We start from the raw sequence: 26,168 nt of genomic DNA, 5'->3' as shown, positions 1-26,168 counted from the left end.
TCGCAGGATGCTCTTGACGATCACCTGCGCAGCGCCGGAGGACGCCGAGTGGCCGGCGACCGACCTGGGCTTCTTGCTGCACAAGAACCCCGACCGGGTGCAGGCGTTCGAGCAGTCCTATGGCGTCGCACACGTGCTGTACCCGCAGGCCGACGCGGCACGGTGCACGGCGGCACTGGTGCTCGAGGTCGACCCGATCCGGCTGGTGCGCGGACGCTCGCGCAGCACACCGGATTTCAGCCTCGGACAGTACGTCAACGATCGGCCGTACGCGGCGTCGTCGCTGCTGTCGGTCGCGCTCGGTGCGGTGTTTCGCACCGCACTGCACGGCCGCTGCGACCAGCGCCCCGAACTGGTGCGCACCGCACTGCCGTTGCGCATCGAGCTGCCCGCCGTGCCGTGCAAGGGCGGGCCGGAGGCGGCCGAACGCGTCTTCGGCCCACTCGGCTGGACTGTCGCGGTCACTCCCCTGCCGCTGGACCCGGCCTTTCCCGAATGGGGCGATTCCCATTACGTGCGGATCGAACTCACCGGCACCCTGCGGCTCGCCGACGCCCTCTCGCACCTGTACGTCCTGCTGCCCGTCCTCGACGGCGCCAAGCATTATTGGGTGGCCGCCGACGAGGTCGACAAGTTGATCCGCGCCAGCTCGGGCTGGCTCGCCGAGCACCCGGATCGGGCTTGGATCACCCGGCGCTACCTGGCCCGGCGGCACTCACTGGTCCGCACCGCGCTCGCGCGTCTCGCCGAGATCGATGACACCGACCCGGAGCAGCTTGACGCGGTCGAAGACACCGGAGACGAGTTCGGCAAGGACACCGGCACCATCAGTCCGGCAGCCGAGCGGACCGTCGAGGCCGGTGAACACACCCCGTCGCTGGCAACACTGCGACGCGAAGCGGTACTTGCCGCACTGCGCGAGGTAGGCGCACGTCGAGTGCTCGATCTCGGCTGCGGTGACGGCGTCTTGCTTCGAGAGCTGTTGGCCGACAGCATGTTCAGCGAGGTCGTCGGAGTCGACGTTTCGATGCGATCGTTGAATATCGCGAAACGGCGGCTGCGGCTGGACCGGTTGCCGGAGCGGGTGGCACAGCGGCTGACCTTGCGGCAGGGCGCGCTGACATACACCGACGCGCGCCTGCGCGGCTACGACGCCGCGGTGCTGATGGAGGTCGTCGAGCACGTGGACCCACCCCGCCTCGGGGCGCTCGAACACGCTGTATTCAGTTCCGCCGCACCGACTTCGGTGATCGTCACGACTCCCAATGCCGAGTACAACGCGCTGTACGAGGGACTGGCGGCAGGAACCTTCCGGCACTCCGACCATCGATTCGAATGGACCCGTGCCGAATTCGCGGCGTGGGCCGATCGAGTCGCGGCACGACACGGATACCGCATCCGATTCGTCCCGGTCGGACCCGAGCATCCCGACGCCGGCTCGTCCTCCCAGCTGGCGGTGTTCACCAAGGCAACCGCCGAAACCACCGACGGAACGAAAGGAGTCGCGCAATGACCGAACTGTCTGTCCCCGAGCTCTCGCTCGTCGTGCTGATCGGTGCCACCGGCTCCGGGAAATCGACCTTCGCGCACAAGCATTTCCGCTCGACAGGCGTCGTGTCCTCGGATTCCTGTCGCGGGATCGTCAGCGATGACGAGAACGATCAGTCGGCGACGCCCGAGGCTTTCGCCCTGCTGCACCACATCGCGGGCCTACGACTGCGGCGCGGACTGCGCACCGTCGTCGACGCCACCAATGTGCAGCCGAAGGCGCGTCAGGAACTGATCGCGGTGGCCCGCGCCCACGATGTGTTCCCGGTGGCGATCGTGCTCGACGTGCCGGATGCGGTCTGCCTGGACCGCAACGCGCTGCGCGCCGACCGAGCGCACCTCGGGCGGCATGTCGTCACCAGGCAGCAGCGCGAACTGCGCCGCGGACTGCGCGGTCTGGAGCGCGAGGGCTTCCGCAAGGTGTATGTACTACACGGAGTCGAGGAGGTCGAATCCGCGACGATCGTCGACGAGCGGTCGTGGAACGACAAGCGCGAGCTCACCGGCCCGTTCGACGTGATCGGCGATGTACACGGCTGCCGCGCCGAACTGGAGACGCTGCTCGCCCGGCTCGGCTATGAGCTGTACCGCGACGGCCTGGGCCGCGCGGTCGGCGCGAACCATCCAGCCGGGCGCACCGCGGTGTTCGTCGGTGACCTGGTCGACCGTGGCCCGGACACCCCCGGCGTACTACGGTTGGTGATGGGCATGGTGACCGCGGGTACCGCGTTGTGCGTCACCGGCAATCACGAGAACAAGCTGGTGCGCGCGCTGGACGGTCGGAACGTGCGCGTAGCACACGGCCTCGCCGAGTCGCTGGCCCAGCTCGCGACGCAAGACGAGGAGTTCCGCAAGGCGGCCACCGAATTCTGCCGCGGTCTGGTCAGTCACTACGTGCTCGACGGCGGCAATCTGGTGGTTGCGCACGCCGGGTTGAAGGAGGAGTACCACGGCCGCATGTCCGGCCGGGTGCGGTCCTTCGCCATGTACGGCGAATCCACCGGGGAGACCGACGAATACGGCCTGCCGGTGCGTTATCCGTGGGCCGAGGACTATCGCGGTCGCGCCACGGTGCTGTACGGACACACACCGGTCACCGACCTGCAATGGGTGAACAACACGCTGTGCCTGGACACCGGTGTGGTGTTCGGCGGCCGCCTCTCGGCACTGCGCTACCCGGAGCGGGAATCGGTTTCGGTGCCCGCCGAACAGGTGTGGTACGAGCCGGTGCGACCGCTGCAGGCCACCACGATCGCGACAGCCGAGGGCGTGGTACGCCGCGATCCCGGCGTGCTCGACCTCGACGATGTGATCGGCCGCCGGGTGGTCGAAACCCGCCAGCACGGCCGCGTCGGCGTGCAGGAGGAAAACGCCTGCGCCGCACTGGAAGTGATGAGCCGTTTCGCCATCGACCCGCGCTGGCTGGTCTATCTGCCACCGACGATGGCGCCCTGTGCGACCTCGGAGCGGACGGGCCTGCTCGAGCACCCCGCGGAAGCCTTCGCCTATTACCGGTCCGAGGGTGTCGAGCGGGTCGTGTGCGAGGAAAAGCACATGGGCTCGCGCGCCCTCGTTCTGGTGGCACGCTCGGCAGCGGCGGCGCGGGACCGGTTCGGCGTCGAGGACGGCGGCACCGGCGTGATCTACACGCGCACCGGTCGTCCGTTCTTCGACGACACCGCGCAGACCGAGGCCTTATTGGCCCGAGCACGTGCGGCCGCCGAAACTGCCGGGCTGTTCGAGGAGCTCAACAGCCAGTGGCTCCTGCTGGACACCGAGTTGATGCCGTGGTCGGCCAAGGCAGTCGGCCTGCTGCGCAACCAATACGCGGCGGTCGGCGCGGCGGCACGGGCCTCGCTCGGCGCGGCTACCGAATTGCTGGCCGCAGCGGCAAGCCGCGGCCTCGACATCGCCGATCTCGCGGAGCGCACCGCCACCCGCAAATCGGACGCGGACGCCTTCACTACCGCCTACGGCCGCTACTGCTGGCCGGTCGACGGGCTGGCCGGACTCCGGCTCGCCCCGTTCCAGATCCTGGCCGCCGAGGGCGTCAACTATGCGGTGCGTAACCACGATTGGCACCTGGAGCGCATCGATCGACTGGCCGCAGCGGATGGCGATCTATTCGCCGCGACCGCGCGGATGATCGTCGACCTCGCACAGCCCGACAGCGAAGCAGCGGCCACCGCGTGGTGGTCGGAGCTGACCGCCGCCGGCGGTGAGGGCATGGTCGTCAAGCCGGTCGAGGCGCTGGTACGCACTACGGCGGACCGACTGGTCCAGCCCGGCGTGAAATGCCGTGGGCCCGAGTACCTTCGGATCATCTACGGCCCGGAATACTTACGCGAGAACAACCTTCGCCGCCTACGCACTCGCGGTCTCGGCCGCAAGCGGTCGATGGCGCTGCGTGAGTACGCACTCGGCCTGGAGGCGCTGGATCGTTTCGTCGCGGGCGAACCGCTGTGGCGTGTCCACGAGGCCGTCTTCGCGGTCCTCGCCCTCGAAGCCGAGCCGGTCGATCCTCGGCTCTGACCACCGAGAACAAGCCGGTCGATACCCGGTAGAGCCGGGTAGCGACCGGCTTCAGTCGCTGGTCACCGCAGCGGGGTACCTCACTTCTTCTTGCGGAACGCGCCCTTGACGCTGTCGACGATGCGCAGGAGCCCACGCATGGCCATCGGGAAGAAGGCCGCCTTCATGAATTCGAAGTAGTTCGGGTTGTAGCGGGCGACATACGAGATCGCCGGGTCGACGGATTCGACCTGGTGCCACCAGAACATCGGGATGTAGAGGATGTCACCGGTCTCCAGAACCACGTCGTAGTACGACGCGTCCTGCAGCTTCTCGAAGGTGCTGCGATCCGGCTCGAACTCGTCGGGCAGCCCGGTGTAGGGATCCGACGCCTTGAACGGTATCTTGCCGTACACATTGCGGTATTCGTTCGGTGGGAACAGCCGGACCCGCTTGCGGCCGTGCAGCTGGATCAGCAGGCCGTGCCACGGATCATTGTGCAGCGGAGTCAGGTTGCCCTGCTGCCCGATCCACACGCTGCTTGCCGCCATGCTCTGCAGCCGGGTGCCGACGCGCGCGGGCAGCTGATCGGCCAGCGGACGCGGATCCGCCGCGGAACGCGAGTAGTAATTCTTGCCCGGCTTCGGCTGGTCGAAGACGGCATCCATGACGTCGCGGTACTCGAGTACCTCGACCGGCGAGGTTTCCTGAGTGAACACGTTGGTCGTGCTGGTCAGCGCGGCCACCTTCTCACTGCCGTACTTGGTGCGCAGCTCCTGGGGCTGGTAGTCCTCGAAGACCGACCAGGTCTTGGCGACACCACGGAAGACGACCGGGGTCTGCTTGTCGAAGACCGGCTCGAGTTCGAAGTCCGTAGCAGGCACCTCGAGATCCTGTTGGCCTCCCGTGGATGGCTGTACAGCGTCTCGAACGCTGCGACCGAGCCAGAGCGCAAAACTGGCGAAGAAAATCGGGGCCAGCGTCGCCGGCCTCTCGTCGTAACCCTTGCTCATTTCCCAAATCTTCCAACGGAATCAAGTGCCCACCGCCTGTCGGCCGGCTGCTCGACGAGACTATCGGCGAGGCCTCGGCCGATGCTACATCTGGTGTGGGAGACGAGGACTGCGAGAAGCCCCACTGGTGAGGAGGGCAAATGCGTGATTACTCCGGGCCGGGCCTGCGGCATCGTGCCGCTGGGCAACAGTGATCTCGACTGCGATCACACAAGCGACCATTGCCGGCCGTAAGTGACACCCGTAAGTGACACCCGTTACAGTTTGCGTCAGCACGCCGCTTGCAACTGTTACATGCCAGCTTGCAGGCGTTTTTTGACAGACAAGGGAGTCTGACCATGCCCGCTGCGAGCATCGACGCGCCAGGCCACATGCTGATCGACGACCGGTTCACCGCGGTCGCCGCCAAGTTCTTCTCGATGTTTCGCCGCAAAAGTCAGGGCGGGGGCGGGCTTGCGGTGTATTTGCACGGCGAGCCCGTCCTCGACATCTGGGCGGGCTGGGCCGACACCGACCGACGCTGGCGAGCGGACTCCATGGCGCTGTCGTACTCGACCGGCAAGGGCGTCGCGGCGACCATCATGCATCGCCTCGTCGAACGCGCCGTGCTGGACCTGGATGAGCCGGTAGCGACCTACTGGCCGGAATTCGCAGCGAACGGTAAGGGGGACATCACGATTCGCGAGGTGCTCAACCATCGTGCCGGGCTGCAACGCACCCGCGATCTGGTCGAGCACCCGGACGATCTGCTCGACCACGACGCCGTCGCGGCCGCCATGGCCGCCGCCGCGCCCGACCCGATGCGATTGCGCGCATCCGGCTATCACGGCCTGACCTTCGGCACACTCGTCGCGGAGATCGCCCAGCGGGCCACCGGCCGCAGCTTCCACGAGGTGGTACGCAGCGAACTCGTCGAACCACTCGGCGACAACGACTTCTGGTTCGGCGTACCCGGGCATCAGCGCCACCGCTTGACCCAACTGGCACCCCGCCTCGGCGTCGCCGGGGTGCCGTTCGACACGCTGATCGCCCCGTTCGCCGCGGTGCGGATCGTCCGCTCGGCACGCAGCGCCATCTACGACGGCTGGGCGGACATGACCCTCGGCCAGCGGCCCTACGACGCCATGATGCCCGGCTGGAACGGCGTTTTCACCGCGCGCTCGCTGGCCAAGATGTACGGCGCGATAGCCAACGACGGCATGGTCGGCCACCGCCGTCTGCTGCGGCCCGAGACCACCCGCCACATCGCCGAGATGCCGCCGAACGGCCGCTACGACTACGTCCTCGGCGCCGCACCCCACTTCGCCCTGGGGTACCACCGCGCCATCGTCGGCGCCAAACTCACCAGGCATGCATTGGGCCACTTCGGCATCGGCGGCTCCGGCGGCATCGCCATACCCCGGCTCGGCCTATCGATCGGCTTCGTCACCAACCATCTCGGCAACCACGCCATGTCCCTGGGCGACGCCCGCCTTCCCCTGCTCGCCGCCATGTCCGAGCGCGCCGCCCGATCGGCCGACATCGACAGCACCTCCGGTCTCATCGACACCACCGCGGCGGCGAGCTGACCGGTCCGACTGCCGGCATCACCAGGCTGCTCCTCGACGTGGCCGCACGATCGGCTACGGAGGCTTCCCCTGACGTCGACGGCCGGTCAGCTCGGCTGTTTCGGCAGTGTGAGGCCGAGGGAGCGCACTAGGTGGCCGATTTCGTTGCGGTAGAGCTTGTCCGGGGCGCTCGTCTGTGAGCGCAGGTGGCCGAGAATCTCCAAGGAAACGAGGCCGTGCAGGTGGCCCCAGATGCGTAGCGCGATCGCGATAGCGGCCGGGGGCAATCCAGGGAAGTCCTGCGCGACCTCGCCGACGAGTTTGTCATCGAAGTCCGACCACTCGAAGCCGCTGTCGGCGTACAGCTTTTCGGCATGGGGCCAAGCGCCTGCCGCCAGGCCGGTGAGGCCCGCGCACACCCGATGCTCGGCCTCGGGGGCCGCACCGCCCGCCGGTGGCTGATAGCCCGGCACCGGATCACCGTAGATGAGGCGGAAACCCTCGGAATTGGCCACAGCCCATTCGCGGAAGGCGCAGGCCCAGGCCAAGATTCTGCCTGCGGGGTCGGCGGGCGGGCAAGTATCCCTCGCGGCTTCCACCGTGTCGGCGAGTTCGCTGTACACATCGTTGATGAGCGCTGTGACCAGATCGTCGCGAGTGGCGAAGTAGCTGTAGACCGCGTTGGCGGTCATGCCCATCTCGCGGGCGATCGCCCGCAGGGTGATCGCGCCTGGCCCACCGTCGGCCATCAGGCGTAGGGCAACCTGCTTGATCTCGGTTGTCGTCTCGGAACGTCGTAGTTCCCGCCTGCTCGGCGCCGCAGTGGCCACGGAGCCACTTTACAACGGCGTGCAGAAATTAGACATTGCGCATGAACTTCACGGCATATAGTTTTTACACGCCGTATCGAAATAGCTCTAGGAGAACCATGTTCATCGGAATCATCGGCGCGACCGGCAATATCGGCAGGCGGGTGCACGCCGAAGCCGTAGCCCGCGGCCATCACGTCACCGCATTCAGCAGAGATGCGAGTGGACAGGCCGACGATCAGCCGAACGTCGCTTGGCGCAGCCTCGACGTGTTCGACGGCGCCGCCGTGGCGGCCGCCCTGCCCGGGATGGACGTGCTGATCAGCTGCTATCAGCCGGGCAATGCCGCAACGGATTTCGCGAGCACGGTGGCGACGTCGATCGCCGACCCGACCGTCTATGCGACCGCGGCGCGCTCACTGGTACAGGCACTCGGTAGCCATCCACGCACCCGCCTGATCGTCGTGGGCGGCGCGGGCAGTCTGGAATTCGCGCCGGGCCGGGTCACCGCCGACGACGACCAGCGCCTCACCGACACCCTCGACAGCGTCGGCCTACCGCGCGCGTACGCGGCGGCGGTGCGCGGCCACCGCGACGCGCTGACGGTGCTGCGTAGTTCGAACCGGTTGTGGACCTACTTCAGCCCCGCCGAACTGATCGCACCGGGCGAACGCACCGGGCGCTACCGCGTCGGCAGCGATCAGCCGGTGCTCGATGCCGACGGCCACAGCCGCATTTCGATCGAGGACGCCGCCGTCGCGCTGCTCGACGAGGCCGAGCTGCCACGATTCGTGCAGCGACGCTTCACGATCGGCTACTGACCGGACTCCTGCGCCGTCAACTTTCGCCACCCACCGGCGCGGTTGTTGGCGATGATCTGGCGGAACATGGTCAACAGCGCCGGAGCATTGAGGGTTTCCTCCTCCCGGATCGCCACCGTGCGCGCGGTCTTGTTGTCGTGGCCTGCGGTGATGATGCCCTCGGGGTCCGGCACGATGGCACCGTCGTAGAGGAACACATTGACGTGCAGCCTCGCCGCGAGCAACGCACAGATATTGCCATCGAGCACGAAGTACGGCTGGACGGTCCGCTTGACGGTCTCGACGACCTCCGGGTCCGCCTCGTGCACCAGTTCACGAACCTCGTGACAGATCCGCTGCTGCCACTCGGGTAGCGCGTCGATATAAGCGTCGACGCGTGGGTCGGCCTTATAGGACATGCACATGATCCAAACACAGACACCCGCCCTCGCGTGCCGTGTTGTGGCAGGCGAGGGCGGGTGTTCGCGCTCAGTAGTTGTGGCAGGTGTCGGCCACGGTCTGCATCTTGTCGCGCATTTCGGTGAAGCGCGGGTCGTTGCGGCGTTCCTCGATCTTCCCGCGGTGCTCCTCGATGCGCTCCTTGACCGCGGGATCGTCGAGACGCTGCTGGATGGCGGCCCTGCGCTGCTCGGGCGGCAGATCCAGCAACTGCTCCAGCTTCGCCTTGCGCTCCGGGTTGGCGTCGAGACGGGCGGCGAGCTCGGGTGCCGCCGCGTGCAGCGCCGCATCCACCTGAGCGAAGGAGCACGTCGTTTCCGCGAGCAGGTGGCCAGGGCCGCCCGGCGCTGCCGCGGCGATTCCGGGAACCAGCAGCGCCGCCGATGCGCCGACGGCGAGCACGCCGCCCGCCACGGCGATGCGGATACGACTCGATGTGGACCTCATGTTCGAAACCTCTCCCAGTGGGTGAATCCGATGTCGATCAACGACACCTGGGATAGAACCCGGGAATTCTAAGACCAGCCTGGGAACCAGCTGCGAACCACATCCGTGTCGAACCCGCGGTCGGTAACAGATAGTTCGAGATGCCGAATGCACCGGCCGCAATCACGCCGCTTCTTCCCAGCACGCCCGGCAGTTACAACCGATGGGTGGGGTGACCCACTGCCGGAACCGGGTGAGGTACCCGATCACGGCGCCGCCACGGCCGGGTAGGCCGGAGAACATTGCTGTCGAACTGTTGTCGGGGTGACAGGATTTGAACCTGCGACCCTCCGCTCCCAAAGCGGATGCGCTACCAAGCTGCGCTACACCCCGTTGACCTCGCGGCGGGATCGGCCGCCGCAGAGGATGAATAACCCTGTGTGGAGCGGGTGACGGGAATCGAACCCGCACCATCAGCTTGGAAGGCTGAGGTTCTACCATTGAACTACACCCGCAGGCATACGACATCGATGGGATCGCCACGATGCCGTGTGCGTACCGACTGTACCGAACGTCGCTTCGGAAACGCTAATCGCCCCACGCGGACCGGTGCGCCGCAATCGTTCTCGCCGGCACGACCCCGGGTCGACCTCTGGTTGTAGGTTGCGGCTATCGCCGACAGGAGGGGTGGGTGCACCCCAACTTCGGATCCGCTCCGGCGCGCCGTCGGCGTGTCGGTGCGCGACTTCCCAGCGAATGAAATTCCTGTGTAACGCTCGAACCTCGATAGCGATGACATACCCGATCGCCATTCGCGCGGATTCGAGAACACGTTGTAAAACAGCGTTTTTCGAAGCCCGGTGGCTTGCTAGGATCCTTTTTGCCGGACGGGGGTATCTGGAAAGGGGGCGGTGAGCGTGCACCAGGCAAGGTGGACACAGCCGCATGGCAGTGGGAACGATCGGGGTGAGGCGGGCGCCGGTGTGGGTTCAACACACCACGCCACCGACTCGAGCTGTGCCGGGTGAGTGCGATGGCGACCGACATCGAGCCCCCGGTAGCCGCCATGGCCCGAGCCTGGGCACGTGCTGTCTGCGCGGAGCCGGGTTCGCACGCGGCACCCAAGCAACTGGAACCGGTATTGATCGAGATCATCGAACGGCTGCTGCACCTGGCCAAGTCCGAGCCGTTCCCGGTACCCGAGGCGCGGATGCTCGGCGCTCGGCTGGTCGAGGCCCCGTTCGAAAGGACCAGGATGCTGGCGCAGGCCACCAGGTGGCTGCTCGGCTTCCCGGCAGGCGCACCGGGATCGTTGGTCGCCACCCGCTGGCCGTTGGTGGCCAGCCAAGCCATCGACAGCTATGCCCAGGCCCTCCAGGAGCGCGCACTCGCGCAGCAGGAACAACATATTTCGGCCGCGGTGTCACTGCGGGTGCAGGAAATCGCCGCGTTACAGCATCGGCTGCGCCACGAGGCGACCCACGATGCGCTGACCGATCTGGCCAACCGCACACTACTGCAGGACAAGGTCCGGTTGATGGCGGCCGATCCGACCCGCGGTGTCGGCCTGCTGCTGATCGACCTGGATCGCTTCAAGCAGATCAACGACAGCTTCGGCCACGCGGTCGGTGACGAGGTGCTCGTCGAGCTCGCGCGCAGGCTGCGTGAGATCTGTCCGCCGGACACGGTGATCTGCCGCTACGGCGGCGACGAATTCGTGCTGGCCACCAACCCGCATCACAACACCCTCGGCGATCTCGCACGCCAGATCGTCGGTGCACTGCGTGACCCGGTGTGGTCGACGGCCGGGCCGGTGCCGGTCTCGGCCAGCGTCGGCACCGCCTATTGCGGACCGGGCAGCCCCTGCGATTTCACCGACCTGCTGCGCAAGGCAGATCGCGCGATGTACACAGCGAAGACGGCGGGCGGCAAGCGTTTCGCACTCGCCGAGTCCGACGAACCGGAGATCAAGACAGCCGTCGCAGGCTGAGGAGGACGGCGGCTATCCGGCCGTGGGTCAGCCTGCTTGGCAGCTGGGGCACCAGAACAGGTTTCGCGTCTCCAGCACGGCATGCCGGACCGGAGTGCCGCAGACACGGCACGCAGAGCCGGGACGACGATAGACGTAGGTCCGTGGGCGGTCGACCGCGTAGGACGGTTCGCCGTGGTCATGCTCGGGCCGGACGACGACCATCTTGCCGACCCGCACACCGACCCGCATCAGCGCAACCAGATCGGTCCACATCGTGGCCCACTCATCGGCGCTCAGCGCGGTCCCCGGCCGCTGTGGCGAAATACCGTGCCGGAACAGCAGTTCCGCCCGGTAGACATTGCCGACACCGGCGAGCACCTGCTGATCCATCAGCAATGCACCGATCGGCCTGCGCGAGCGGTGAATTCGCTGCCAGGCGCGATCCGGGTCGGCGCCGCGCCGCAGCGGGTCGGGGCCGAGCCGATCGGTCAGCGCCGCCACCTCGGCATCGGTGTACACCTCGCAGGCAGTGGGGCCGCGCAGATCGGTGCCGAAGCCGGGCTGCTCGCCCGATCCACCCCCGAACATCCGCATCCGCACCTGCCCGATCGGCTCCCCCATCGGCACCGGCACCTCGGTGAACTTCCCGTACAGTCCGAGATGCACGTGCACGACGAGCCCCGACTCGTAGTGGTGCAGTAGGTGTTTACCCCACGCCTCGGCCCGAACCAGCAGCTGGCCATCGACCCGCGCAGCCCCGGCCGCGAACTTCCCCTGCGGGCTCGACACCCGCACCACACCGCCCGCGAGGCGCCGCTGATGCAGCTTCGCGAGACGGTGCAGCGTATGTCCCTCAGGCACAGTTGATGACGACCGCGCCCGGATCAGTACGCGGGAACGGCCGGTGCGACACCGGACTTTTCGTACTCGGCGAGGATGTCGATGCGGCGCTGGTGGCGCTCTTCGTCGGACCACTCGGCCGCGAGGAAGGCATCGACAATGGCGAGTGCTTCCTCGGTGGAATGCATGCGGCCGCCGATGCCGATCAGCTGAGCATTGTTGTGCTCACGCGCCAGCTTCGCGGTCTCGACACTCCAGGCGAGCGCGCAGCGGGCGCCCGGCACCTTGTTCGCGGCGATCTGCTCGCCGTTGCCACTGCCGCCGAAGACGAGCCCGAGGCTGCCGGGGTCGGCGACGGTGCGGCGGGCCGCCTCGATGCAGAACGCGGGGTAGTCGTCGAGAGCGTCGTATTCGAGAGCGCCGCAATCGACGGCCTCGTGGCCCGCCTGCTCCAGATGGGCCTTGACGAGATTCTTCAGTTCGAAACCGGCATGGTCGGCACCCAGGTATACGCGCATGGCAGCGATTGTGTCAGGCCGCTTCGGCGGGGTCACGAGAGGGATCGGGAGACGACACGACACGGCATCAACGCCCGCACCGACCTCCCACGAAACCGATTGTGCCCGACGCGCGCAGCCGCCGCCGGCCGCCCGACGCCACGTCCGGCACGCTCGTCCCGCCGACCGAACGGAGTGGCATCCCATGCCCAACGATCCACAGCCACAGGCTGATCCAGTGCCCGAGCCGGGACGCTCACCGATCGAGACCACCCCCTCGACGGAGCCGGTGACCGGACCCACCGACCGGATTCTGAATAGAGTTCTTTCCATGCAGCCGCACGAACCCCACCAGGCAGGCCCGCCGGTCGACCCCCACACCCCACAGCAGGCCGGGTGGGCACCGGCCCAGGACGCGGCCGCGGCATCTTACGGCTCGGCGCAGTATCCGCCGGTGCCCAATCCCTATCCGGGCGTGCCCTACCCCACCGGTCCGTATCCCACAGCCCCCTACGGCCCCGCACCGTACGGCGGTGTGTCGGTGCCGCCCGCGATGCCGACGCACCAGCGGCCGCGCGGGCTATCGCCCTTCGGGATGCCCGCTCGACACAGCTGGGAGATTCCACTGCTGGTCGTCGTCGTCATGCTCACCGTTGTGACGTTCCTGTTCGCGATCTTGTTCGCGGCACTGGGCACCATCAACGAGTACATCCTGTTGTTTCTCGCCGCGCCGCTACTGGTGTGGCTCGTGCGCGGTCAGACCTTCGCCACTCTGCGGGTCAACGGCGTCAAGATGTCGCCGACCCAATTTCCCGAGGGCTATCGGATGGTGGCCGAGGCGGCAGCCAGATTCGGCATGACGAAGGTGCCCGACGCCTACGTGCTGCTCGGCAACGGCCAGATCAACGCCTTCGCCTCCGGGCACGGATTCCGCCGCTTCGTCGCGGTCTACAGCGATCTCTTCGAAGTCGGCGGCGCGGCGCGCGAACCCGATGCGCTGGCCTTCATTATCGGCCATGAGGTCGGGCATATCGCCGCGGGCCATGTGTCCTATTGGCGACAGCTCGGCATGTACCTGGTGCCGTTCCTGCCGATTCTCGGCAGCTCGCTGAGCCGCGCGCAGGAGTACACCGCCGACAATCACGGCTACTGCTATCGACATCTCGGCGCACCGACGGCCATGGGCACTCTCGCGGCGGGCAAGTACATGAACACCCTCGTCGGCTACGACGAGATGGCCGACCGGGCGGCGATCGAGAAGGGCTTCTTCATCTGGATCGTCAACGCCATGTCGTCGCACCCCGTGCTGACCTGGCGCATGTGGGCGCTACGCGATCGCAGCAGGCACGGCAATATGTTCCTGCGTCCGAGTCGGCCCGCGGGTGGTCCCCCGGCGGGCACCTACCCGAGCAGCTACGGCGAATTCCCGGCGCTACCGCCGAAGCCCGTACCGTAACCGGGCGCGATCGGTGGCATCGCATGATGCGCTGCCACCGATCGCCTGCGAACAGTTCGACTAGTCGAAGGCGGGGTCTTCGGTGCGGGTGCGCTTGAGCTCGAAGAAGTGCGGGTAGGACGCCAGCGCGACCGCGCCGTCCCAGAGCTTGCCTGCCTCCTCGCCGCGCGGGATCCGGGAAAGCACCGGACCGAAGAAGGCGTTGCCGTTGATGTGAATCGTCGGGGTGCCGACATCGGGGCCGACCTTGTCCATACCCTCGTGGTGGCTCTTGCGCAGCGCCTCGTCGTAGTCGGTGCCGCCGGCGGCCTCGGCCAGCGCGGCGGGCAGGCCGACCTCGGCGAGTGAATCGGCGATCACCGCGGCGAGGGATTCCGCCTGCGACTCCCGCTCGTACTCCGCGCGCCGGTTGTGGATGCGTGACCCCATGGCGGCATAGAGCGGCGCGAGCACTTTGTCGCCGTGCTCCTGCGCCGCGGCGATCGCGACCCGGACCGGGCCCCAGCCGTTGGCGAGCAATTCCTTGTACTGCTCGGGCAAGCCATCGCGGCCCTCGTTCAGCACGGACAGGCTCATGACGTGGAATCGGACCTCGATATCACGGACCTGCTCGACCTCGAGGATCCAGCGAGAGGTGATCCAGCACCATGGGCACAGCGGGTCGAACCAGAAATCGGCAACATCCTTTTCGGCGCTCACAGGTCGCTTCCTCTCCATCACATGCTCGTCGCGCGGCGGAAATTCGCCTCGCCGCCATTTGGGCCAACCAACCGATCGCGCGATTCGTTCCCGACTTCGGGTCCGTTTTTCCGGTGGGTCGTTTTCGAGAACGACGACGACCTGTCCCAGTAGGGTGAAAGCGCAGGAGTCCGGTTCCCTCTCGACAAGGAGTCCGCAATGACCTCTGATCGGCGTTTCGTCATCGTCGGCGGCGGACTGGCCGCGGCCAAGCTCGCGGAAGCGCTGCGAGACAACGATTTCGACGGGGCCGTCACGGTGATCGCCGCCGAGGAACATCTGCCTTACGAACGACCACCGCTGTCGAAAGAACATCTGGCAGGCAAGAAAGCGCTCGCCGATTTCACCGTGGATCCGGCCCAGTGGTACCGCGACCACCACATCGATCTGCGGCTCGGCACCACCGTCATCGCGATCGATCCAGTGGCCAAGACCGTCACGCTGCCGGACGATTCGACACTGCCCTACACCAAGCTGGCTTTGGCGACCGGTTCGACGCCACGTCGGGTGCCGATTCCGGGGGCCGAGGCCGTCAACGTCTACACCTTGCGCACCATCGCCGACTCCGACGCCCTCATCGACCTGTTCGGTGCGGCCCGCAGGATCGTGATCATCGGTGCGGGCTGGATCGGGCTGGAGGTGGCCGCCGCGGCGCGCGCGGCTAAGGTCGAGGTAACCATTGTCGAGACCGCCGAGCTGCCCCTGCTCGGGGCGCTAGGACCGGAGATGGGCGCGGTGTTCGCGGATCTGCACCGGGCGCACGGAGTCGATTTCCGCTTCGGCACCCAGGTCACCGAGATCGTCACGCACGACGAGAAAGCCACGGGGGTCCGGCTCGGCGACGGCAGCGTGGTGGATGCGGACGCGGTACTGGTCGCGGTCGGCGCCCGGCCGAACATCGAGCTGGCCGCCGATGCCGGGCTCGCCGTCGAGGGCGGGGTGCTCGTCGATGCGAGCCTGGCCACCAGCGACCCGGATATCGTCGCAGTCGGTGATATCGCCGAGCAGCAGCACCCGGTGCTCGGGCGCCGAATTCGCGTGGAGCACTGGGCGACTGCGCTCAACCAGCCCGCCGTTGCGGCCGCGACCATGCTCGGCAAGTCCGCGTCCTACGATCGCATGCCCTACTTCTTCACCGATCAATACGACCTCGGCATGGAGTACACCGGGTACGCCGCCCCCGGCGACTACGCGCGCGTGGTAGTGCGCGGCGATCTGGCCGAGCGCGAGTTCGTCGCGTTCTGGCTCGATGCCGACAACCGGGTGCTCGCCGGGATGAACGTCAATGTCTGGGACGTGACCGACCGGATCAAGGACCTGATCGGCGCGCAGGTGGACCCGGATCGGCTCACCGACACCGCAGCGCCACTCTGATCAATTCTTGTGATGTAAATCACATCACAAGCATCCAGGATGTGTCGAACCGCCGCCGTGGGCTCCGACCTCACCGCGAGAGCGTCGCATGGAGGCACCGAACGGCAAGGAGCCGTGCCATGAAGTACATGCTGCTGAAGACCTACAGCCCCGCCGCATACTGTGACACCCCGATCACCGAGTGGACGCCCGAGGAGATCCGGGCGCACATCGACTTCCAGCGGATGCTCGGCGCGGAGCTGGCCAAGTCCGGCGAACTCGTCGACGCGCAGGGCCTGGCCGGACCCGACCAGGCGGTGCTGGTCAGTTCCGACGGGCGCTCGGCGCCGGTGGTCACCGACGGCCCCTTCCCAGAGACCAAGGAGTTCCTGGCCGGGTACTGGATCGTCGATGTGGACAGCCAGGAGCGGGCGCTGGAGATTGCCGCGACGGCGTCGGCAGGCCCCGGTCCCGGTGGCAAACCGATCGGCGAGTACATCGAGGTGCGTGCGGTGATGGGCGCTCCTGCCACCGAGCAGTGACCGGATCCGGCGCAGCGGCGGAACAATCCGGCGTCACGCTCGACCGCCCGACCCGATGACATCGCCACCCCGCGCCGCAACCGAACAACGGTGACCTTGTCCCGCATCGGCACGTCGCGGACAATCACACGATGACCGGGACGCTGCCCGTCGACGCCGAGGACCTGTTGCGTGAACTCGCACCGCAGGTCCTCGGCACGTTGGTGCGCCGATTCGGCGACTTCGACACCGCGGAGGACGCGCTGCAGGAGGCAATGCTCGCGGCGGCGACGCAATGGCCGACCGGGGGGCTGCCGGACAATCCGCGCGGCTGGCTGATCCAGGTCGCACAGCGCCGAATGGCCGATGTGGTGCGGGCCGAGGTGGCCAGGAGACGTAGAGAGACAACGGTTTTCGAGCGTGACGTGCGCGATGCGGAGGCGGTCGACCGCGATGACACGCTCGCCATGTTCTTCCTGTGCTGCCATCCCGCGCTGTCGTGCGCGAGTGCGATCGCACTGACATTGCGCGCCGTCGGCGGCCTCACAACGGGCGAGATCGCGCATGCCTTCCTGCTGCCGGAAACCACTATGGCGCAACGAATCTCGCGCGCAAAGAAGCGGCTGTCCACCCTCGATCGCCCCTTCGCGCAACCGGATAACGCCGAGTGGCGGGAGCGGCTCGGCGCAGTGCTGCACGTGCTCTACCTGATCTTCAGTGAAGGCCACACCACAACCTCGGGCCCGAAGCTGCATCGCGCGGATCTGTCCACCGAGGCGATTCGCCTGACCAGGTCCATCCACCGGCTGCTGCCCGAGGACACCGAGGTCACCGGCCTGCTCGCGCTGATGTTGCTCACCGACGCCCGCCACGCCGCACGCACCGGCGCGCATGGCGAACTGATTCCCCTCGCCGAACAGAATCGCGCACTGTGGGACCGCGCGGCGATCGCCGAGGGCGTGACGCTGACGACCGACACCCTCGCAGGTGGCCTCACGGGCCCTTACCAACTCCAGGCCGCGATTGCTGTCCTACACGCCGAGGCGCTACGCCCCGAGGACACCGACTGGCCCCGAATCCTCCTGCTCTACACCATGATCGAACGCATGGCCCCGAATCCGATGGTGACCCTCAACCGCGCCGTCGCCACCGCCATGGTGCACGGCCCCGCGGCCGGTCTGGCATTGACCGACACCCTCGACGACCAACTGGCGGGCAACCACCGGCTCGACGCCGTCCGCGGTCACCTCTACGAAATGGCAGGCGATCTCGACGCCGCCATCGTCTCGTACACCGCCGCCGCGGGCCGCACGACCAGCACACCCGAGCGCGACTACCTGACCATCCGCGCCGCCCGACTCCGGCGAGAGCCTGCGGCGCACTGACCCCGGCCAAGAGAACCTGCGCGGACGGAGTGCGCGAACGCCGTGTCGGGTCCGCGGCGCCCCGACAGCGCACGGCAGACTGCTTGCTGTGGCAGGCAAATACAGCGCGGGAATTCTCTTGTTCCGCCGAACCTCGGGCGACACCGAGGTCCTCATCGGACATATGGGTGGACCGTTCTGGGCGCGCAAAGACAACGGCGCCTGGTCGATTCCGAAGGGCGAGTACGACCCGGACAGCGAGGACGTCGCTGCTGCGGCGCGTCGCGAGTTCACCGAGGAACTCGGCCTGCCCGTGCCCGAGGGTGCGTGGATACCGCTGGGTGCGGTGCGCTATGGCAGCGGCAAGAGCGCGAAGAACCTCACCGTGTGGGCGATCGAGGCGGACCTCGATCCGGCACAGGTGGTGCCGGGGACATTCGAGATGGAGTGGCCGCCACGTTCCGGCCGGATCGCGGCATTCCCGGAAATCGACCGCGCCGCATGGTTCGACCTCGCCGCGGCGCAGGACAAACTGGGCACCGGCCAGCGGCCGTACCTGGACCGGCTTGCCGAACATCTCCTCGGCCGGACACCGTCCTGAGCAGACACCTGCACGCCGACCCCACCGTTCACCAGGGAAGTGAACGGTGCCCGCCCGCGCCCGCAACTGCGCGCTACACGCTCCAGGTCTTTCCGGTAATCAACTCGTAGGCCTGCATGTAGCGCTGCCGGGTCGCTTCGACGATGTCAGCGGGGATTTCCGGGCCGGGTGGCTCCTTGTCCCAACCGGTCGAGGTTGACCAGTCCCGGACGAACTGCTTGTCGAAGGAACGCTGCGGGCGGCCGGGCTCCCACTCGTCGGCGGGCCAGAAGCGCGACGAGTCCGATGTGAGCACCTCGTCGCCGAGCGTCAGTGTTTCACCGTCCCAGCCGAATTCGACCTTGGTATCGGCGACGATGACACCGCGCTCGGCCGCGTGCGCGGCGCCGCGCGAATACAGGTCGAGGGTCAGATCGCGCAGCCGCTCGGCGACCTCGCGGCCCTCCTGGTTCACGACATCGTCGAAGGTCATGAACTCGTCGTGACCGGTATCGGAGATCTTGGTGGTCGGGGTGAAGATCGGCTCGGGCAGCTTGTCGCCCTCGCGCAGACCCGCGGGCAACCGCACGCCGGAAACCGCGCCGTCACGCTGGTACTCGCGCAGCCCCATGCCGACCAGGTAGCCGCGCGCGATGCATTCGACCTGCACCATCTTCAACGGCTTGACCCGGATGGCACGACCCGCGAATTCGGCGGGCACATCGGTGGTCGACAGCACATGGTTGGGGATGTCGGCGAAGAACTCGAACCACCAGTTCGACAACTGCGTCAGCAGCTTGCCCTTGTCCGGGATCGGGGTGGGCAACGACACGTCGTACACCGACACCCGGTCGGTGGCCACGAGCAGCAGGGTATCGCCGTCCTCGTAGAGGTCGCGCACCTTTCCCGCGTGGATGTGCTTCACGTCGCAGCTCCGATCCTGGTCGATAGGGTTCAAGAGAAAAAGTTCCGCGCGGGCAACCTTACCGAGGTGGCATTGTGGTCACTGTCGTGCCTGCCCGGGCACAGTTCTTCGACCAACGAAGGAGACTCATGTCTGCACCCAACCTGACTCGTGACCAGGCGATCGAACGCGCCTCGACAGTGTCGGTCGAGAACTACCGCATCGAACTCGACCTGACGGACGGGGCGGGCAAACCGGGCGAGCAGACGTTCTCCTCCCGCAGCACGGTCACCTTCACCGCCACCCCGGGCGCGAGCACCTTCATCGACATCGTGGCGCGCGGGGTCGGCTCGGCGGTCCTCAACGGCAGGTCCGTCGATGTCGCCGACTACGACGAGTCCACCGGGATCACGCTGACCGACCTCGCCGAGCGCAACGAACTCGTGGTCGAGGCGGACTGCGAGTACTCCAACACCGGGGAGGGCCTGCACCGCTTCGTCGATCCGACCGACGACGCGGTCTACCTGTACTCGCAGTTCGAGACCGCCGACGCCAAGCGCATGTTCGCCTGCTTCGATCAGCCGGATCTCAAAGCCACCTTCGACATCTCGGTGACCGCGCCCGCCGACTGGAACGTCATCTCCAACAGCGCTGTCGTGGAAACCCTCGCCGCCGACCCCGGTAAGCACATCTTCCGCACCACCCCGAAGATGAGCACCTACTTGGTGGCACTGATCGCAGGCCCGTACGCCACGTGGACCGACGTCTACACCGACGACCACGGCACCATTCCGCTCGGCATCTACTGCCGTGCCTCCCTCGCCGAACACATGGACGCCGACCGGCTCTTCACCGAGACCAAGCAGGGATTCGGCTTCTACCACAAGAACTTCGGCGTGCCCTATGCCTTCGGCAAGTACGACCAGCTGTTCGTGCCGGAATTCAATGCGGGCGCCATGGAGAACGCCGGCGCGGTGACCTTCCTGGAGGATTACGTCTTCCGGTCCAAGGTCACCCGTGCCTCCTACGAGCGGCGCGCGGAGACGGTGCTGCACGAAATGGCGCACATGTGGTTCGGCGACCTGGTCACCATGAAGTGGTGGGACGACCTGTGGCTCAACGAGTCGTTCGCGACCTTCGCCTCGGTGCTGTGCCAGTCCGAGGCCACCGAATACACCAGCGCCTGGACCACTTTCGCAAATGTGGAGAAGTCCTGGGCCTACCGTCAGGACCAGCTGCCCTCCACCCACCCGATCGCCGCCGACATCCCCGACCTGGCGGCGGTCGAGGTGAACTTCGACGGCATCACCTACGCCAAGGGCGCGAGCGTGCTCAAGCAGCTCGTCGCCTACGTCGGGCTCGAGCCTTTCCTGGCCGGGCTGCGCGCATACTTCGCCGAACATGCCTACGGCAATGCCACTTTCGATGACCTGCTGACGGCACTGGAGAAGGCGTCCGGTCGGGACCTGTCGACCTGGGGCACCCAGTGGCTCAAGACCACCGGCCTCAATATCCTGCGCCCGGACTTCGAAGTGGCTGCCGACGGGACGTTCTCCTCGTTCGCGGTCGTGCAGGAAGGCGCGGCGCCCGGCGCGGGCGAGCAGCGCGTGCACCGGCTGGCCATCGGCGTCTACGACGACCGGGACGGCAAGCTGGTCCGCACCGAGCGCATCGAACTCGACCTGGAAGCGGCCGAGCGCACCGAGGTCCCGCAACTCGTCGGCGTTGCGCGCGGCAAGCTGGTGCTGGTCAACGACGACGACCTCACCTACTGCTCGGTGCGCCTGGACCCCGATTCGCTCGATGTGCTGGTGAACCGCATCGGCGATATCGCACAACCACTCCCCCGCACCCTGGCGTGGTCGGCCGCGTGGGAAATGACGCGGCAGGCCGAGATGCGGGCGCGCGACTTCGTCGCACTCGTCCAGCGTGGTATCGGTGCGGAGACCGAAATCGGTGTGGTGCAAAGGCTGCTGATGCAGGCCAACACCGCCATCGGCAGCTACGCCGATCCCACGTGGGCCGCGACCATCGGCTGGCAGGAGTTCGCCAACCGTCTGCTCGAGCTCGCCCGTGAGGCCGACCCTGCCTCCGACCATCAACTCGCTTTCGTCAACGCACTCACCGGCGCCAAACTGTCCGCCTGGCACACCGAGGTACTGCGCGAGGTGCTCGACGGCGATCCCGCCGAGATCGGCCTTCCCGGCCTGACCGTCGATACCGACCTGCGCTGGCGGATCGTCACCGCACTCGCGGCCGCGGGTGAGATCGACGCCGACGACACGGGCACCCCGGTGATCGACCAGGAACTGGCCAACGACCCGACCGCGGCAGGCAAGCGGCAAGCCGCCGCCGCCGCAACGGCGCGACCGATCGCCGAGGTGAAAGAGCAGGCCTGGGCGACGGTGATGGGCGACGATTCGGTTCCCAATATCACCGCCCGTTCGATTGTCGGTGGCTTCGCACCGGCCGGTCAGGGCGAGCTGTTGTCGCCCTATGTGGACCGGTATTTCGCCGAGGTCCCCGGTGTGTGGGAGCGGCGCTCGAGCGAGGTGGCGCAAACCGTGGTGATCGGCCTGTACCCAGCCTGGGCGATCAGCGCGGAGGCCGTCGCCGCGGCCGACAAGTTCCTTGCGGGTGATCACCCTCCCGCGCTGCGCCGCCTGGTCACCGAAGGCAAAGCAGGCATCGAGCGCTCACTGCGCGCCCGCGCGTTCGACGCCGAGTCGTAGCGGCCGGCGGCGGGATTCGAAACGAGCGTGCTCGTCCACCACAGCGGTGGGCGAACACGCTCGTCGGGAGCAGCGTGGAACTTCGCGAAATCGAGATATTTCTGGTCCTGGCCGATGAACTGCACTTCGGCAGGACAGCAGAGCGGCTCGGGGTATCCCCGGGACGCATCAGTCAGGTGATCAAACAGCTGGAAAGCCGGGTCGGCGCACCGTTGTTCGTGCGTACCAGCCGTCAGGTGACACCCACCCCGGTCGGACGTCAGCTGCGTGACGATCTGGCCCCCGGCTACCAGCAGATCAAGCAGGCGATCGTCAAGGCGACCGCGAACGGCCACGCCATCACCGGGGTTTTGCGGGTCGGTTTCTCCGGCGCCTGGTGCGGCAACCTCATCGTCGCGGCCGATGATCTGTTCCGCACGCGCTACCCCGGGTGCGAGATCCAGATCCAAGAAGTGGCGCTCAACGACCGCTTCGGGCCGTTGCGCACCCGCGAGCTCGACCTTCAGCTCGCCGAATTCCCTGCCGACGAACCCGATGTCACGACCGGCCCGGTCATCTTCTCGCATCCGCGCGCACTCACTGTTCCAGCGGCACATCCCCTTGCCGATCGCGGATCGGTGTCGCTCGAGGACCTTGCGGACTACCCCCTGATCACGATCGACGGACCGCCGCAGTACTTTCTCGACTTCCACCTTCCGCGTCGTACTCCATTGGGCCGACCGATCCCGCGGGGCCCGGCGACCACCGCGTGGCAGGAAGTCCTTTCGCTCGTAAGCGCGGGTAAAGCGTTCTGCCCCACCTCCATTCGCTCGGCCGACTACTACAACCGCCCCGAACTCGCCTTCGTCCCCTTTCACGATGCCCCGAACATCGAGTTCGGACTGACCTGGCTCACCTCGGCCGAGAACACCTACATCCGAACCTTCGTCCAGACGATCCTGGAGGTCGCCGCGGACTTCCCCGGCACCGTCGGCGCCGGACAGATCCTCAGCGAAACAGCCCGGCGTTGGCGGCTGCCCACCGGGCGAAGGTAGTGGCGGGGGCGCCGGTGATGTCGGCTACCGCGGTGGTCGGCCGTTGTGGATGCTCGACCAGCATCTCGAGTCCGTCGACATACCATTCGGCGTACTCGCCCAAGGTCGGCGTCAGCAGCTGGATCGTTTCTGCGCGTGGCACTTTCACGAAGTCGATCGGGCTGCCGACGGCTTCGGCGAGCTGTCGGACCTGGTCGGCCCTCGTCAGTGTTTCCGGGCCGGTGAGGTGGTGGATTCGGCCTTCGTGTCCGTCGGACAGCAGGATGGTGGCGGCCACTCGTGCGATGTCGTCCATGGCGATCGGGGCGTTCGCGGCGTCGGGGTATGGTTCGCGGATTTCACCGGTCGAGCGGACCTGATCCGCCCACATGACGGTGTTCTCGGTGAATTCACCGGCGTAGAGGTGGGTCCAGTCGACTCCGGACTTCGCTACGGCGGAGGCGATCGGCTGCCAGTCGGTGTATTCGTCACCCGAGAGGTCGACGATGTGCCGGATACCCGCATCCCTTGCCAGCGCGACGACCTCGTCCACGGTCTCGAGCACCGGGGCGAGATACATCCGGTCCACACCGGCGAAGGCCGCGGGCAGCGACGAGGTGCGGCGCAGGTATCCCTCGGCGACCTCGACACCGGCGGGCAGCGCGGCGCGCTGCGGGTTGTTGGTCAGCGCCCGCACATTTTCAGCGCCGGCGGCCAGCAGATGGTCGACGACCAATCGGCCGATATTCCCGGTCGCGCCGGTCACAAGAATTTTCATCTCCCCACTGTTCGCAGGTTGCCGGACATCGTGCAAGGGGCACTTTCGCCCGCAGCCATCGGGGCGCGCCCACCCCTCGTGATGAGCACGCCCCGTTCACCTTTCGGCTCAGCCGAGCGTGCGGCCGAGGAAGTCGCGGATCAGCGCGGCAATCTCGGGGCCGTGCGTCTCCAGTGCGAAGTGGCCCGCGTCCAGTAGGTGCAGTTCGGCCTCGGGCAGGTCACGCAGGAAGGCGCGAGCGCCATCGGGACCGAAGATCTCGTCGTGCTCACCCCAGGTGATCAGGACCGGCGGCCGGTATTCGGCGAAGTACTTCTGGAAATCCGGGTAGCCGTCGAGGTTGAGCTTGTAGTCCGCGAACAGCTGGAGCTGGATCTCCTTGTTGCCGGGACGATCCAGGTAGTGCTGATCCAGGGTCCAGGTGTCGGGGCTGACCAGCGCCAGCCGGTCGGCCGGAACACCATGCGTGTACTGCCATTTCGTCGCGTCGAGTTCGAGCAGCTTGCGCACGGCGGGTTCGTGCGCGGCCCGGTCGTTGGCGTGCGCGAAGAGCACCTCCCAGAACGGCGTGAAACCCTCCAGATAGGCATTGCCGCTCTGGGTGATGATCGCAGTGACGCGCTCGGGGTTGCGGGAGGCGATACGCAGCCCGATCGGAGCGCCGTAGTCCTGGATGTAGAGGGCGAACTGCTGCAGGCCCAAGGTGTCCAACAGTTCCAGGGTGATCTCGGTCAGCTTCTCGAAGCTGTAGTCGAAGGCGAGCAGCGACGGCATCGCCGATTGGCCGAAGCCGATATGGTCCGGTGCGATCAGGTGGTACTCCGCGGCCAATTCGGGCAGCAGATTGCGGAACATGGCCGAGCTGGTCGGAAAGCCGTGCAGTAGTACAAGTGTCGGCTTGGACGGGTCGCCCGCTTCGCGGTAGAAGACCGGCAGGCCCTGGATCTCTACGGTGTTGTGGCGAACGTTGGTCATGTCATTTCTCCTGTTGGTGTGATCTGTTTCTGATCGGGACGAGCTATCGGCGGGTCGGCAGTCTCGACGACCTCGAGCTGCGTGGCCGGATGCTCGGTGGCGCGTTGGCCTCGGTGGCGCTCATGGATTTCCTCGGGTTCGGGCGGTCAGGCCGCGCTTGCGACGAGTTCGATTTCGGGTTTCCTGGTGGGGGTGAGCAGTAATGCCGCGGCCACGCTGAAGGCCAGCCCGAGTGCGAAATAGCCTTGGTAACTGTCGGTTCGGGCGTGGATGAGACCCGCGACCGCGAGTCCCGCTGCGGCGGCGAGTTGGTGGATCACCCATGCCGGCGACAGTGTCCGTCCCATTCGAGCGGGGTCGAGACCACGCGAGATGACAGCCATCGTCAGTGGCACGATCGGGAAAGAGGCCGCGCCGAACAGCGCGGCAACCGCGATGAGCGCGGCAGGGGCGGTGGAGGAAACAGCAAGTGCCAGGGCGACTATGCGCCCGAGATAGAGAACGCGGAGCAGGGTCTCCTGTGGGTGTCGACGTTGCAGCCGAACCATCGCCGCGGAGGTGATGCCGGCGGCGAGCGCGGCCAAGGCCACCAGACGTCCGGCCCCGACCACCGACCAGCCCGACTCGACGGCGTGCTTGGGCAGCATCAAAATCACTACGTACAGGGTCGCGGAGTGCAATCCGAACGAGATCAGCACCTTGCCCCGGCCGGCCAGCGACTCCCCGCGCCCGGCAACCGCATCGGTGACTCGATCGGCGGGCAGGACAGCCCACAGGATTCCGGCGACCGCGAGCCCGACCGCACCGAGCAGGGCATAGGTCGCCCGGACACCGACGGGTTCGAACAGCGCGGTCGCCGCCCACGGCCCGATCAGCTGCCCTAGATTGATGCCGATCGCCGCGCGGGTGAGGGCGGGTCCGACCTGGTTTCCGAGGGATCGCCCAATGAGCGTGGTGACCGTCAATGTGGACGAGGCCGCGAAGCCGAGCCCGCCGAGCACCATGTAGGCGGCCACGAATTCCCAGGTCTCACGTACCACCGCGAGTGCGAGGTAGCTGCCCGAGATGAGCGTGAGTCCACCGATCAGCACCAGCGTGGAACCGACTCTGTCGAGCAGCCTGCCGACGAACGGCTGGGCAAACCCGGTCACCGTTGTCCCCAATGCGGCAGCGATCGCCAGCGCTGCCGTGCTCACCCCGTAGGAAGCCGCGGTCGGTGCGAAGAACACTCCCATCGAGAAGTTCAAGCCGAACGACACGGTCATTGCCGCCAATCCGGCCCAAGCGACCTGTTCGCGTCGCATGCCCATCACTTCCTAACTATTAAAGCTT

General features: G+C 66.9%; 23 protein-coding genes and 2 tRNA genes. 12 read left to right on the top strand and 13 right to left on the bottom strand.

Annotated elements, in window-relative coordinates:
• Nucleotides 1–7 precede the first annotated feature (7 nt).
• Together AB0M74_RS21325 and AB0M74_RS21320 are read left to right on the top strand one after the other, a co-directional pair.
• A complete protein-coding gene (locus tag AB0M74_RS21325; RefSeq protein ID WP_366528009.1) occupies nucleotides 8–1,513 on the top strand; it encodes a 3' terminal RNA ribose 2'-O-methyltransferase Hen1 in 1,506 nt (501 codons plus the stop codon).
• Nucleotides 1,510–4,080, top strand: coding sequence for a polynucleotide kinase-phosphatase (locus AB0M74_RS21320; protein WP_366528008.1), 2,571 nt, complete (start codon nucleotides 1,510–1,512; stop codon nucleotides 4,078–4,080). Before AB0M74_RS21325 ends, AB0M74_RS21320 begins: the two co-directional genes overlap by 4 nt.
• 80 nt (nucleotides 4,081–4,160) lie before the next feature.
• Here the strand turns inward: AB0M74_RS21320 and AB0M74_RS21315 are convergent, their stop codons facing one another.
• On the bottom strand, nucleotides 4,161–4,943 hold the full coding sequence (locus tag AB0M74_RS21315) for a cupin-like domain-containing protein (protein ID WP_366528007.1): 783 nt from the start codon (nucleotides 4,941–4,943) through the stop codon (nucleotides 4,161–4,163).
• A gap of 467 nt (nucleotides 4,944–5,410) precedes the next feature.
• Here AB0M74_RS21315 and AB0M74_RS21310 point away from each other — a divergent pair, with 467 nt between their 5' ends.
• Complete coding sequence (locus AB0M74_RS21310) at nucleotides 5,411–6,640, top strand: serine hydrolase domain-containing protein (protein WP_366528006.1); 1,230 nt, start codon at nucleotides 5,411–5,413, stop codon at nucleotides 6,638–6,640.
• A gap of 86 nt (nucleotides 6,641–6,726) precedes the next feature.
• On the opposite strand, the gene AB0M74_RS21305 is transcribed toward AB0M74_RS21310, so the two are convergent.
• Nucleotides 6,727–7,449, bottom strand: a complete 723-nt coding sequence (locus AB0M74_RS21305) for a TetR/AcrR family transcriptional regulator (RefSeq protein ID WP_366528005.1) — start codon at nucleotides 7,447–7,449, stop codon at nucleotides 6,727–6,729.
• A gap of 98 nt (nucleotides 7,450–7,547) precedes the next feature.
• On the opposite strand from AB0M74_RS21305, the gene AB0M74_RS21300 reads away from it, so the two are divergent.
• Entirely contained in the window at nucleotides 7,548–8,249 is a 702-nt protein-coding gene (locus AB0M74_RS21300; RefSeq protein WP_366528004.1) for an NAD(P)H-binding protein, read from the top strand.
• Here the strand turns inward: AB0M74_RS21300 and AB0M74_RS21295 are convergent.
• From AB0M74_RS21295 to AB0M74_RS21280, 4 genes are all read right to left on the bottom strand, one after another.
• Nucleotides 8,243–8,647 carry a DUF1801 domain-containing protein gene (locus AB0M74_RS21295; RefSeq protein ID WP_366528003.1) on the bottom strand — a complete coding sequence of 135 codons (405 nt, stop codon included), beginning with the start codon at nucleotides 8,645–8,647 and terminating at the stop codon, nucleotides 8,243–8,245. The two genes, AB0M74_RS21300 and AB0M74_RS21295, sit on opposite strands and share 7 nt — an antisense overlap.
• Before the next feature lie 70 nt (nucleotides 8,648–8,717).
• Nucleotides 8,718–9,134, bottom strand: coding sequence for a hemophore-related protein (locus tag AB0M74_RS21290; protein WP_366528002.1), 417 nt, complete (start codon nucleotides 9,132–9,134; stop codon nucleotides 8,718–8,720).
• Between the two features lie 298 nt (nucleotides 9,135–9,432).
• Nucleotides 9,433–9,506: transfer RNA gene (locus AB0M74_RS21285), tRNA-Pro, on the bottom strand.
• 48 nt (nucleotides 9,507–9,554) lie between these two features.
• Nucleotides 9,555–9,628 (bottom strand) — tRNA-Gly (locus tag AB0M74_RS21280).
• A 518-nt stretch (nucleotides 9,629–10,146) separates the two neighbouring features.
• On the opposite strand from AB0M74_RS21280, the gene AB0M74_RS21275 reads away from it, so the two are divergent.
• The gene (locus AB0M74_RS21275) at nucleotides 10,147–11,103 is read left to right on the top strand and encodes a GGDEF domain-containing protein (protein WP_366528001.1); all 957 of its coding nucleotides are present in this window, start codon (nucleotides 10,147–10,149) and stop codon (nucleotides 11,101–11,103) included.
• A 27-nt stretch (nucleotides 11,104–11,130) separates the two neighbouring features.
• Here the strand turns inward: AB0M74_RS21275 and AB0M74_RS21270 are convergent, their stop codons facing one another.
• Both AB0M74_RS21270 and AB0M74_RS21265 read right to left on the bottom strand, forming a co-directional pair.
• Nucleotides 11,131–11,946, bottom strand: coding sequence for a DNA-formamidopyrimidine glycosylase family protein (locus AB0M74_RS21270; RefSeq protein WP_366528000.1), 816 nt, complete (start codon nucleotides 11,944–11,946; stop codon nucleotides 11,131–11,133).
• Between the two features lie 23 nt (nucleotides 11,947–11,969).
• Nucleotides 11,970–12,443: a ribose-5-phosphate isomerase gene (locus AB0M74_RS21265; RefSeq protein WP_366527999.1), complete on the bottom strand. Its 474-nt coding sequence runs from the start codon at nucleotides 12,441–12,443 to the stop codon at nucleotides 11,970–11,972.
• Between the two features lie 532 nt (nucleotides 12,444–12,975).
• On the opposite strand from AB0M74_RS21265, the gene AB0M74_RS21260 reads away from it, so the two are divergent.
• Nucleotides 12,976–13,878, top strand: a complete 903-nt coding sequence (locus AB0M74_RS21260) for a M48 family metallopeptidase (protein WP_366528058.1) — start codon at nucleotides 12,976–12,978, stop codon at nucleotides 13,876–13,878.
• A gap of 60 nt (nucleotides 13,879–13,938) precedes the next feature.
• Here AB0M74_RS21260 and AB0M74_RS21255 read toward each other — a convergent pair whose 3' ends face one another.
• Nucleotides 13,939–14,577, bottom strand: a complete 639-nt coding sequence (locus AB0M74_RS21255; RefSeq protein ID WP_366527998.1) for a DsbA family protein — start codon at nucleotides 14,575–14,577, stop codon at nucleotides 13,939–13,941.
• Between the two features lie 198 nt (nucleotides 14,578–14,775).
• On the opposite strand from AB0M74_RS21255, the gene AB0M74_RS21250 reads away from it, so the two are divergent.
• The 4 genes from AB0M74_RS21250 to AB0M74_RS21235 all read left to right on the top strand — a co-directional run bounded on the left by AB0M74_RS21250 (nucleotide 14,776) and on the right by AB0M74_RS21235 (nucleotide 18,455).
• Nucleotides 14,776–15,990, top strand: a complete 1,215-nt coding sequence (locus AB0M74_RS21250; RefSeq protein ID WP_366527997.1) for an FAD-dependent oxidoreductase — start codon at nucleotides 14,776–14,778, stop codon at nucleotides 15,988–15,990.
• A 119-nt stretch (nucleotides 15,991–16,109) separates the two neighbouring features.
• Nucleotides 16,110–16,511, top strand: coding sequence for a YciI family protein (locus AB0M74_RS21245; protein WP_366527996.1), 402 nt, complete (start codon nucleotides 16,110–16,112; stop codon nucleotides 16,509–16,511).
• A 131-nt stretch (nucleotides 16,512–16,642) separates the two neighbouring features.
• Nucleotides 16,643–17,875 carry a DUF6596 domain-containing protein gene (locus AB0M74_RS21240; RefSeq protein WP_366527995.1) on the top strand — a complete coding sequence of 411 codons (1,233 nt, stop codon included), beginning with the start codon at nucleotides 16,643–16,645 and terminating at the stop codon, nucleotides 17,873–17,875.
• Nucleotides 17,876–17,963: 88 nt separating this feature from the next.
• Nucleotides 17,964–18,455 (top strand): NUDIX domain-containing protein, encoded by a 492-nt coding sequence (locus AB0M74_RS21235; protein WP_366527994.1) that lies wholly within the window; start codon nucleotides 17,964–17,966, stop codon nucleotides 18,453–18,455.
• Nucleotides 18,456–18,528: 73 nt separating this feature from the next.
• Here AB0M74_RS21235 and AB0M74_RS21230 read toward each other — a convergent pair whose 3' ends face one another.
• Nucleotides 18,529–19,359 carry a phosphoribosylaminoimidazolesuccinocarboxamide synthase gene (locus AB0M74_RS21230; protein WP_366527993.1) on the bottom strand — a complete coding sequence of 277 codons (831 nt, stop codon included), beginning with the start codon at nucleotides 19,357–19,359 and terminating at the stop codon, nucleotides 18,529–18,531.
• 128 nt (nucleotides 19,360–19,487) lie between these two features.
• Between AB0M74_RS21230 and pepN the strand changes: the two genes are divergently transcribed.
• Both pepN and AB0M74_RS21220 read left to right on the top strand, forming a co-directional pair.
• Nucleotides 19,488–22,070: an aminopeptidase N gene (gene pepN, locus AB0M74_RS21225; RefSeq protein WP_366527992.1), complete on the top strand. Its 2,583-nt coding sequence runs from the start codon at nucleotides 19,488–19,490 to the stop codon at nucleotides 22,068–22,070.
• A gap of 74 nt (nucleotides 22,071–22,144) precedes the next feature.
• Nucleotides 22,145–23,104 carry a LysR family transcriptional regulator gene (locus AB0M74_RS21220; protein WP_366527991.1) on the top strand — a complete coding sequence of 320 codons (960 nt, stop codon included), beginning with the start codon at nucleotides 22,145–22,147 and terminating at the stop codon, nucleotides 23,102–23,104.
• On the opposite strand, the gene AB0M74_RS21215 is transcribed toward AB0M74_RS21220, so the two are convergent.
• From AB0M74_RS21215 to AB0M74_RS21205, 3 genes are all read right to left on the bottom strand, one after another.
• Nucleotides 23,058–23,861 carry an NAD(P)H-binding protein gene (locus tag AB0M74_RS21215; RefSeq protein WP_366527990.1) on the bottom strand — a complete coding sequence of 268 codons (804 nt, stop codon included), beginning with the start codon at nucleotides 23,859–23,861 and terminating at the stop codon, nucleotides 23,058–23,060. The genes AB0M74_RS21220 and AB0M74_RS21215 overlap by 47 nt on opposite strands.
• A gap of 108 nt (nucleotides 23,862–23,969) precedes the next feature.
• The gene (locus tag AB0M74_RS21210) at nucleotides 23,970–24,836 is read right to left on the bottom strand and encodes an alpha/beta hydrolase (RefSeq protein ID WP_366527989.1); all 867 of its coding nucleotides are present in this window, start codon (nucleotides 24,834–24,836) and stop codon (nucleotides 23,970–23,972) included.
• Nucleotides 24,837–24,982: 146 nt separating this feature from the next.
• A complete protein-coding gene (locus AB0M74_RS21205; RefSeq protein ID WP_366527988.1) occupies nucleotides 24,983–26,140 on the bottom strand; it encodes an MFS transporter in 1,158 nt (385 codons plus the stop codon).
• Nucleotides 26,141–26,168: the final 28 nt, after the last annotated feature.

This window comes from Nocardia sp. NPDC051463 (assembly GCF_040681975.1).
Lineage (GTDB): Bacteria > Actinomycetota > Actinomycetes > Mycobacteriales > Mycobacteriaceae > Nocardia.
This window is presented reverse-complemented; position numbering and strand designations above follow the sequence as displayed.

What these genes read in the sequence shown, in the direction of transcription:
- AB0M74_RS21250 (WP_366527997.1), top strand. Translation starts at nt 14,776, where the DNA reads ATGACCTCTGATCGGCGTTTCGTCATCGTCGGCGGCGGACTGGCCGCG.
- AB0M74_RS21295 (WP_366528003.1), bottom strand. Translation starts at nt 8,647, where the DNA reads ATGTCCTATAAGGCCGACCCACGCGTCGACGCTTATATCGACGCGCTA.
- AB0M74_RS21265 (WP_366527999.1), bottom strand. Translation starts at nt 12,443, where the DNA reads ATGCGCGTATACCTGGGTGCCGACCATGCCGGTTTCGAACTGAAGAAT.
- AB0M74_RS21245 (WP_366527996.1), top strand. Translation starts at nt 16,110, where the DNA reads ATGAAGTACATGCTGCTGAAGACCTACAGCCCCGCCGCATACTGTGAC.
- AB0M74_RS21210 (WP_366527989.1), bottom strand. Translation starts at nt 24,836, where the DNA reads ATGACCAACGTTCGCCACAACACCGTAGAGATCCAGGGCCTGCCGGTC.
- AB0M74_RS21325 (WP_366528009.1), top strand. Translation starts at nt 8, where the DNA reads ATGCTCTTGACGATCACCTGCGCAGCGCCGGAGGACGCCGAGTGGCCG.
- AB0M74_RS21205 (WP_366527988.1), bottom strand. Translation starts at nt 26,140, where the DNA reads ATGCGACGCGAACAGGTCGCTTGGGCCGGATTGGCGGCAATGACCGTG.
- AB0M74_RS21275 (WP_366528001.1), top strand. Translation starts at nt 10,147, where the DNA reads ATGGCGACCGACATCGAGCCCCCGGTAGCCGCCATGGCCCGAGCCTGG.
- AB0M74_RS21300 (WP_366528004.1), top strand. Translation starts at nt 7,548, where the DNA reads ATGTTCATCGGAATCATCGGCGCGACCGGCAATATCGGCAGGCGGGTG.
- pepN (WP_366527992.1), top strand. Translation starts at nt 19,488, where the DNA reads ATGTCTGCACCCAACCTGACTCGTGACCAGGCGATCGAACGCGCCTCG.
- AB0M74_RS21215 (WP_366527990.1), bottom strand. Translation starts at nt 23,861, where the DNA reads ATGAAAATTCTTGTGACCGGCGCGACCGGGAATATCGGCCGATTGGTC.
- AB0M74_RS21240 (WP_366527995.1), top strand. Translation starts at nt 16,643, where the DNA reads ATGACCGGGACGCTGCCCGTCGACGCCGAGGACCTGTTGCGTGAACTC.
- AB0M74_RS21320 (WP_366528008.1), top strand. Translation starts at nt 1,510, where the DNA reads ATGACCGAACTGTCTGTCCCCGAGCTCTCGCTCGTCGTGCTGATCGGT.
- AB0M74_RS21310 (WP_366528006.1), top strand. Translation starts at nt 5,411, where the DNA reads ATGCCCGCTGCGAGCATCGACGCGCCAGGCCACATGCTGATCGACGAC.
- AB0M74_RS21260 (WP_366528058.1), top strand. Translation starts at nt 12,976, where the DNA reads ATGCCGACGCACCAGCGGCCGCGCGGGCTATCGCCCTTCGGGATGCCC.
- AB0M74_RS21290 (WP_366528002.1), bottom strand. Translation starts at nt 9,134, where the DNA reads ATGAGGTCCACATCGAGTCGTATCCGCATCGCCGTGGCGGGCGGCGTG.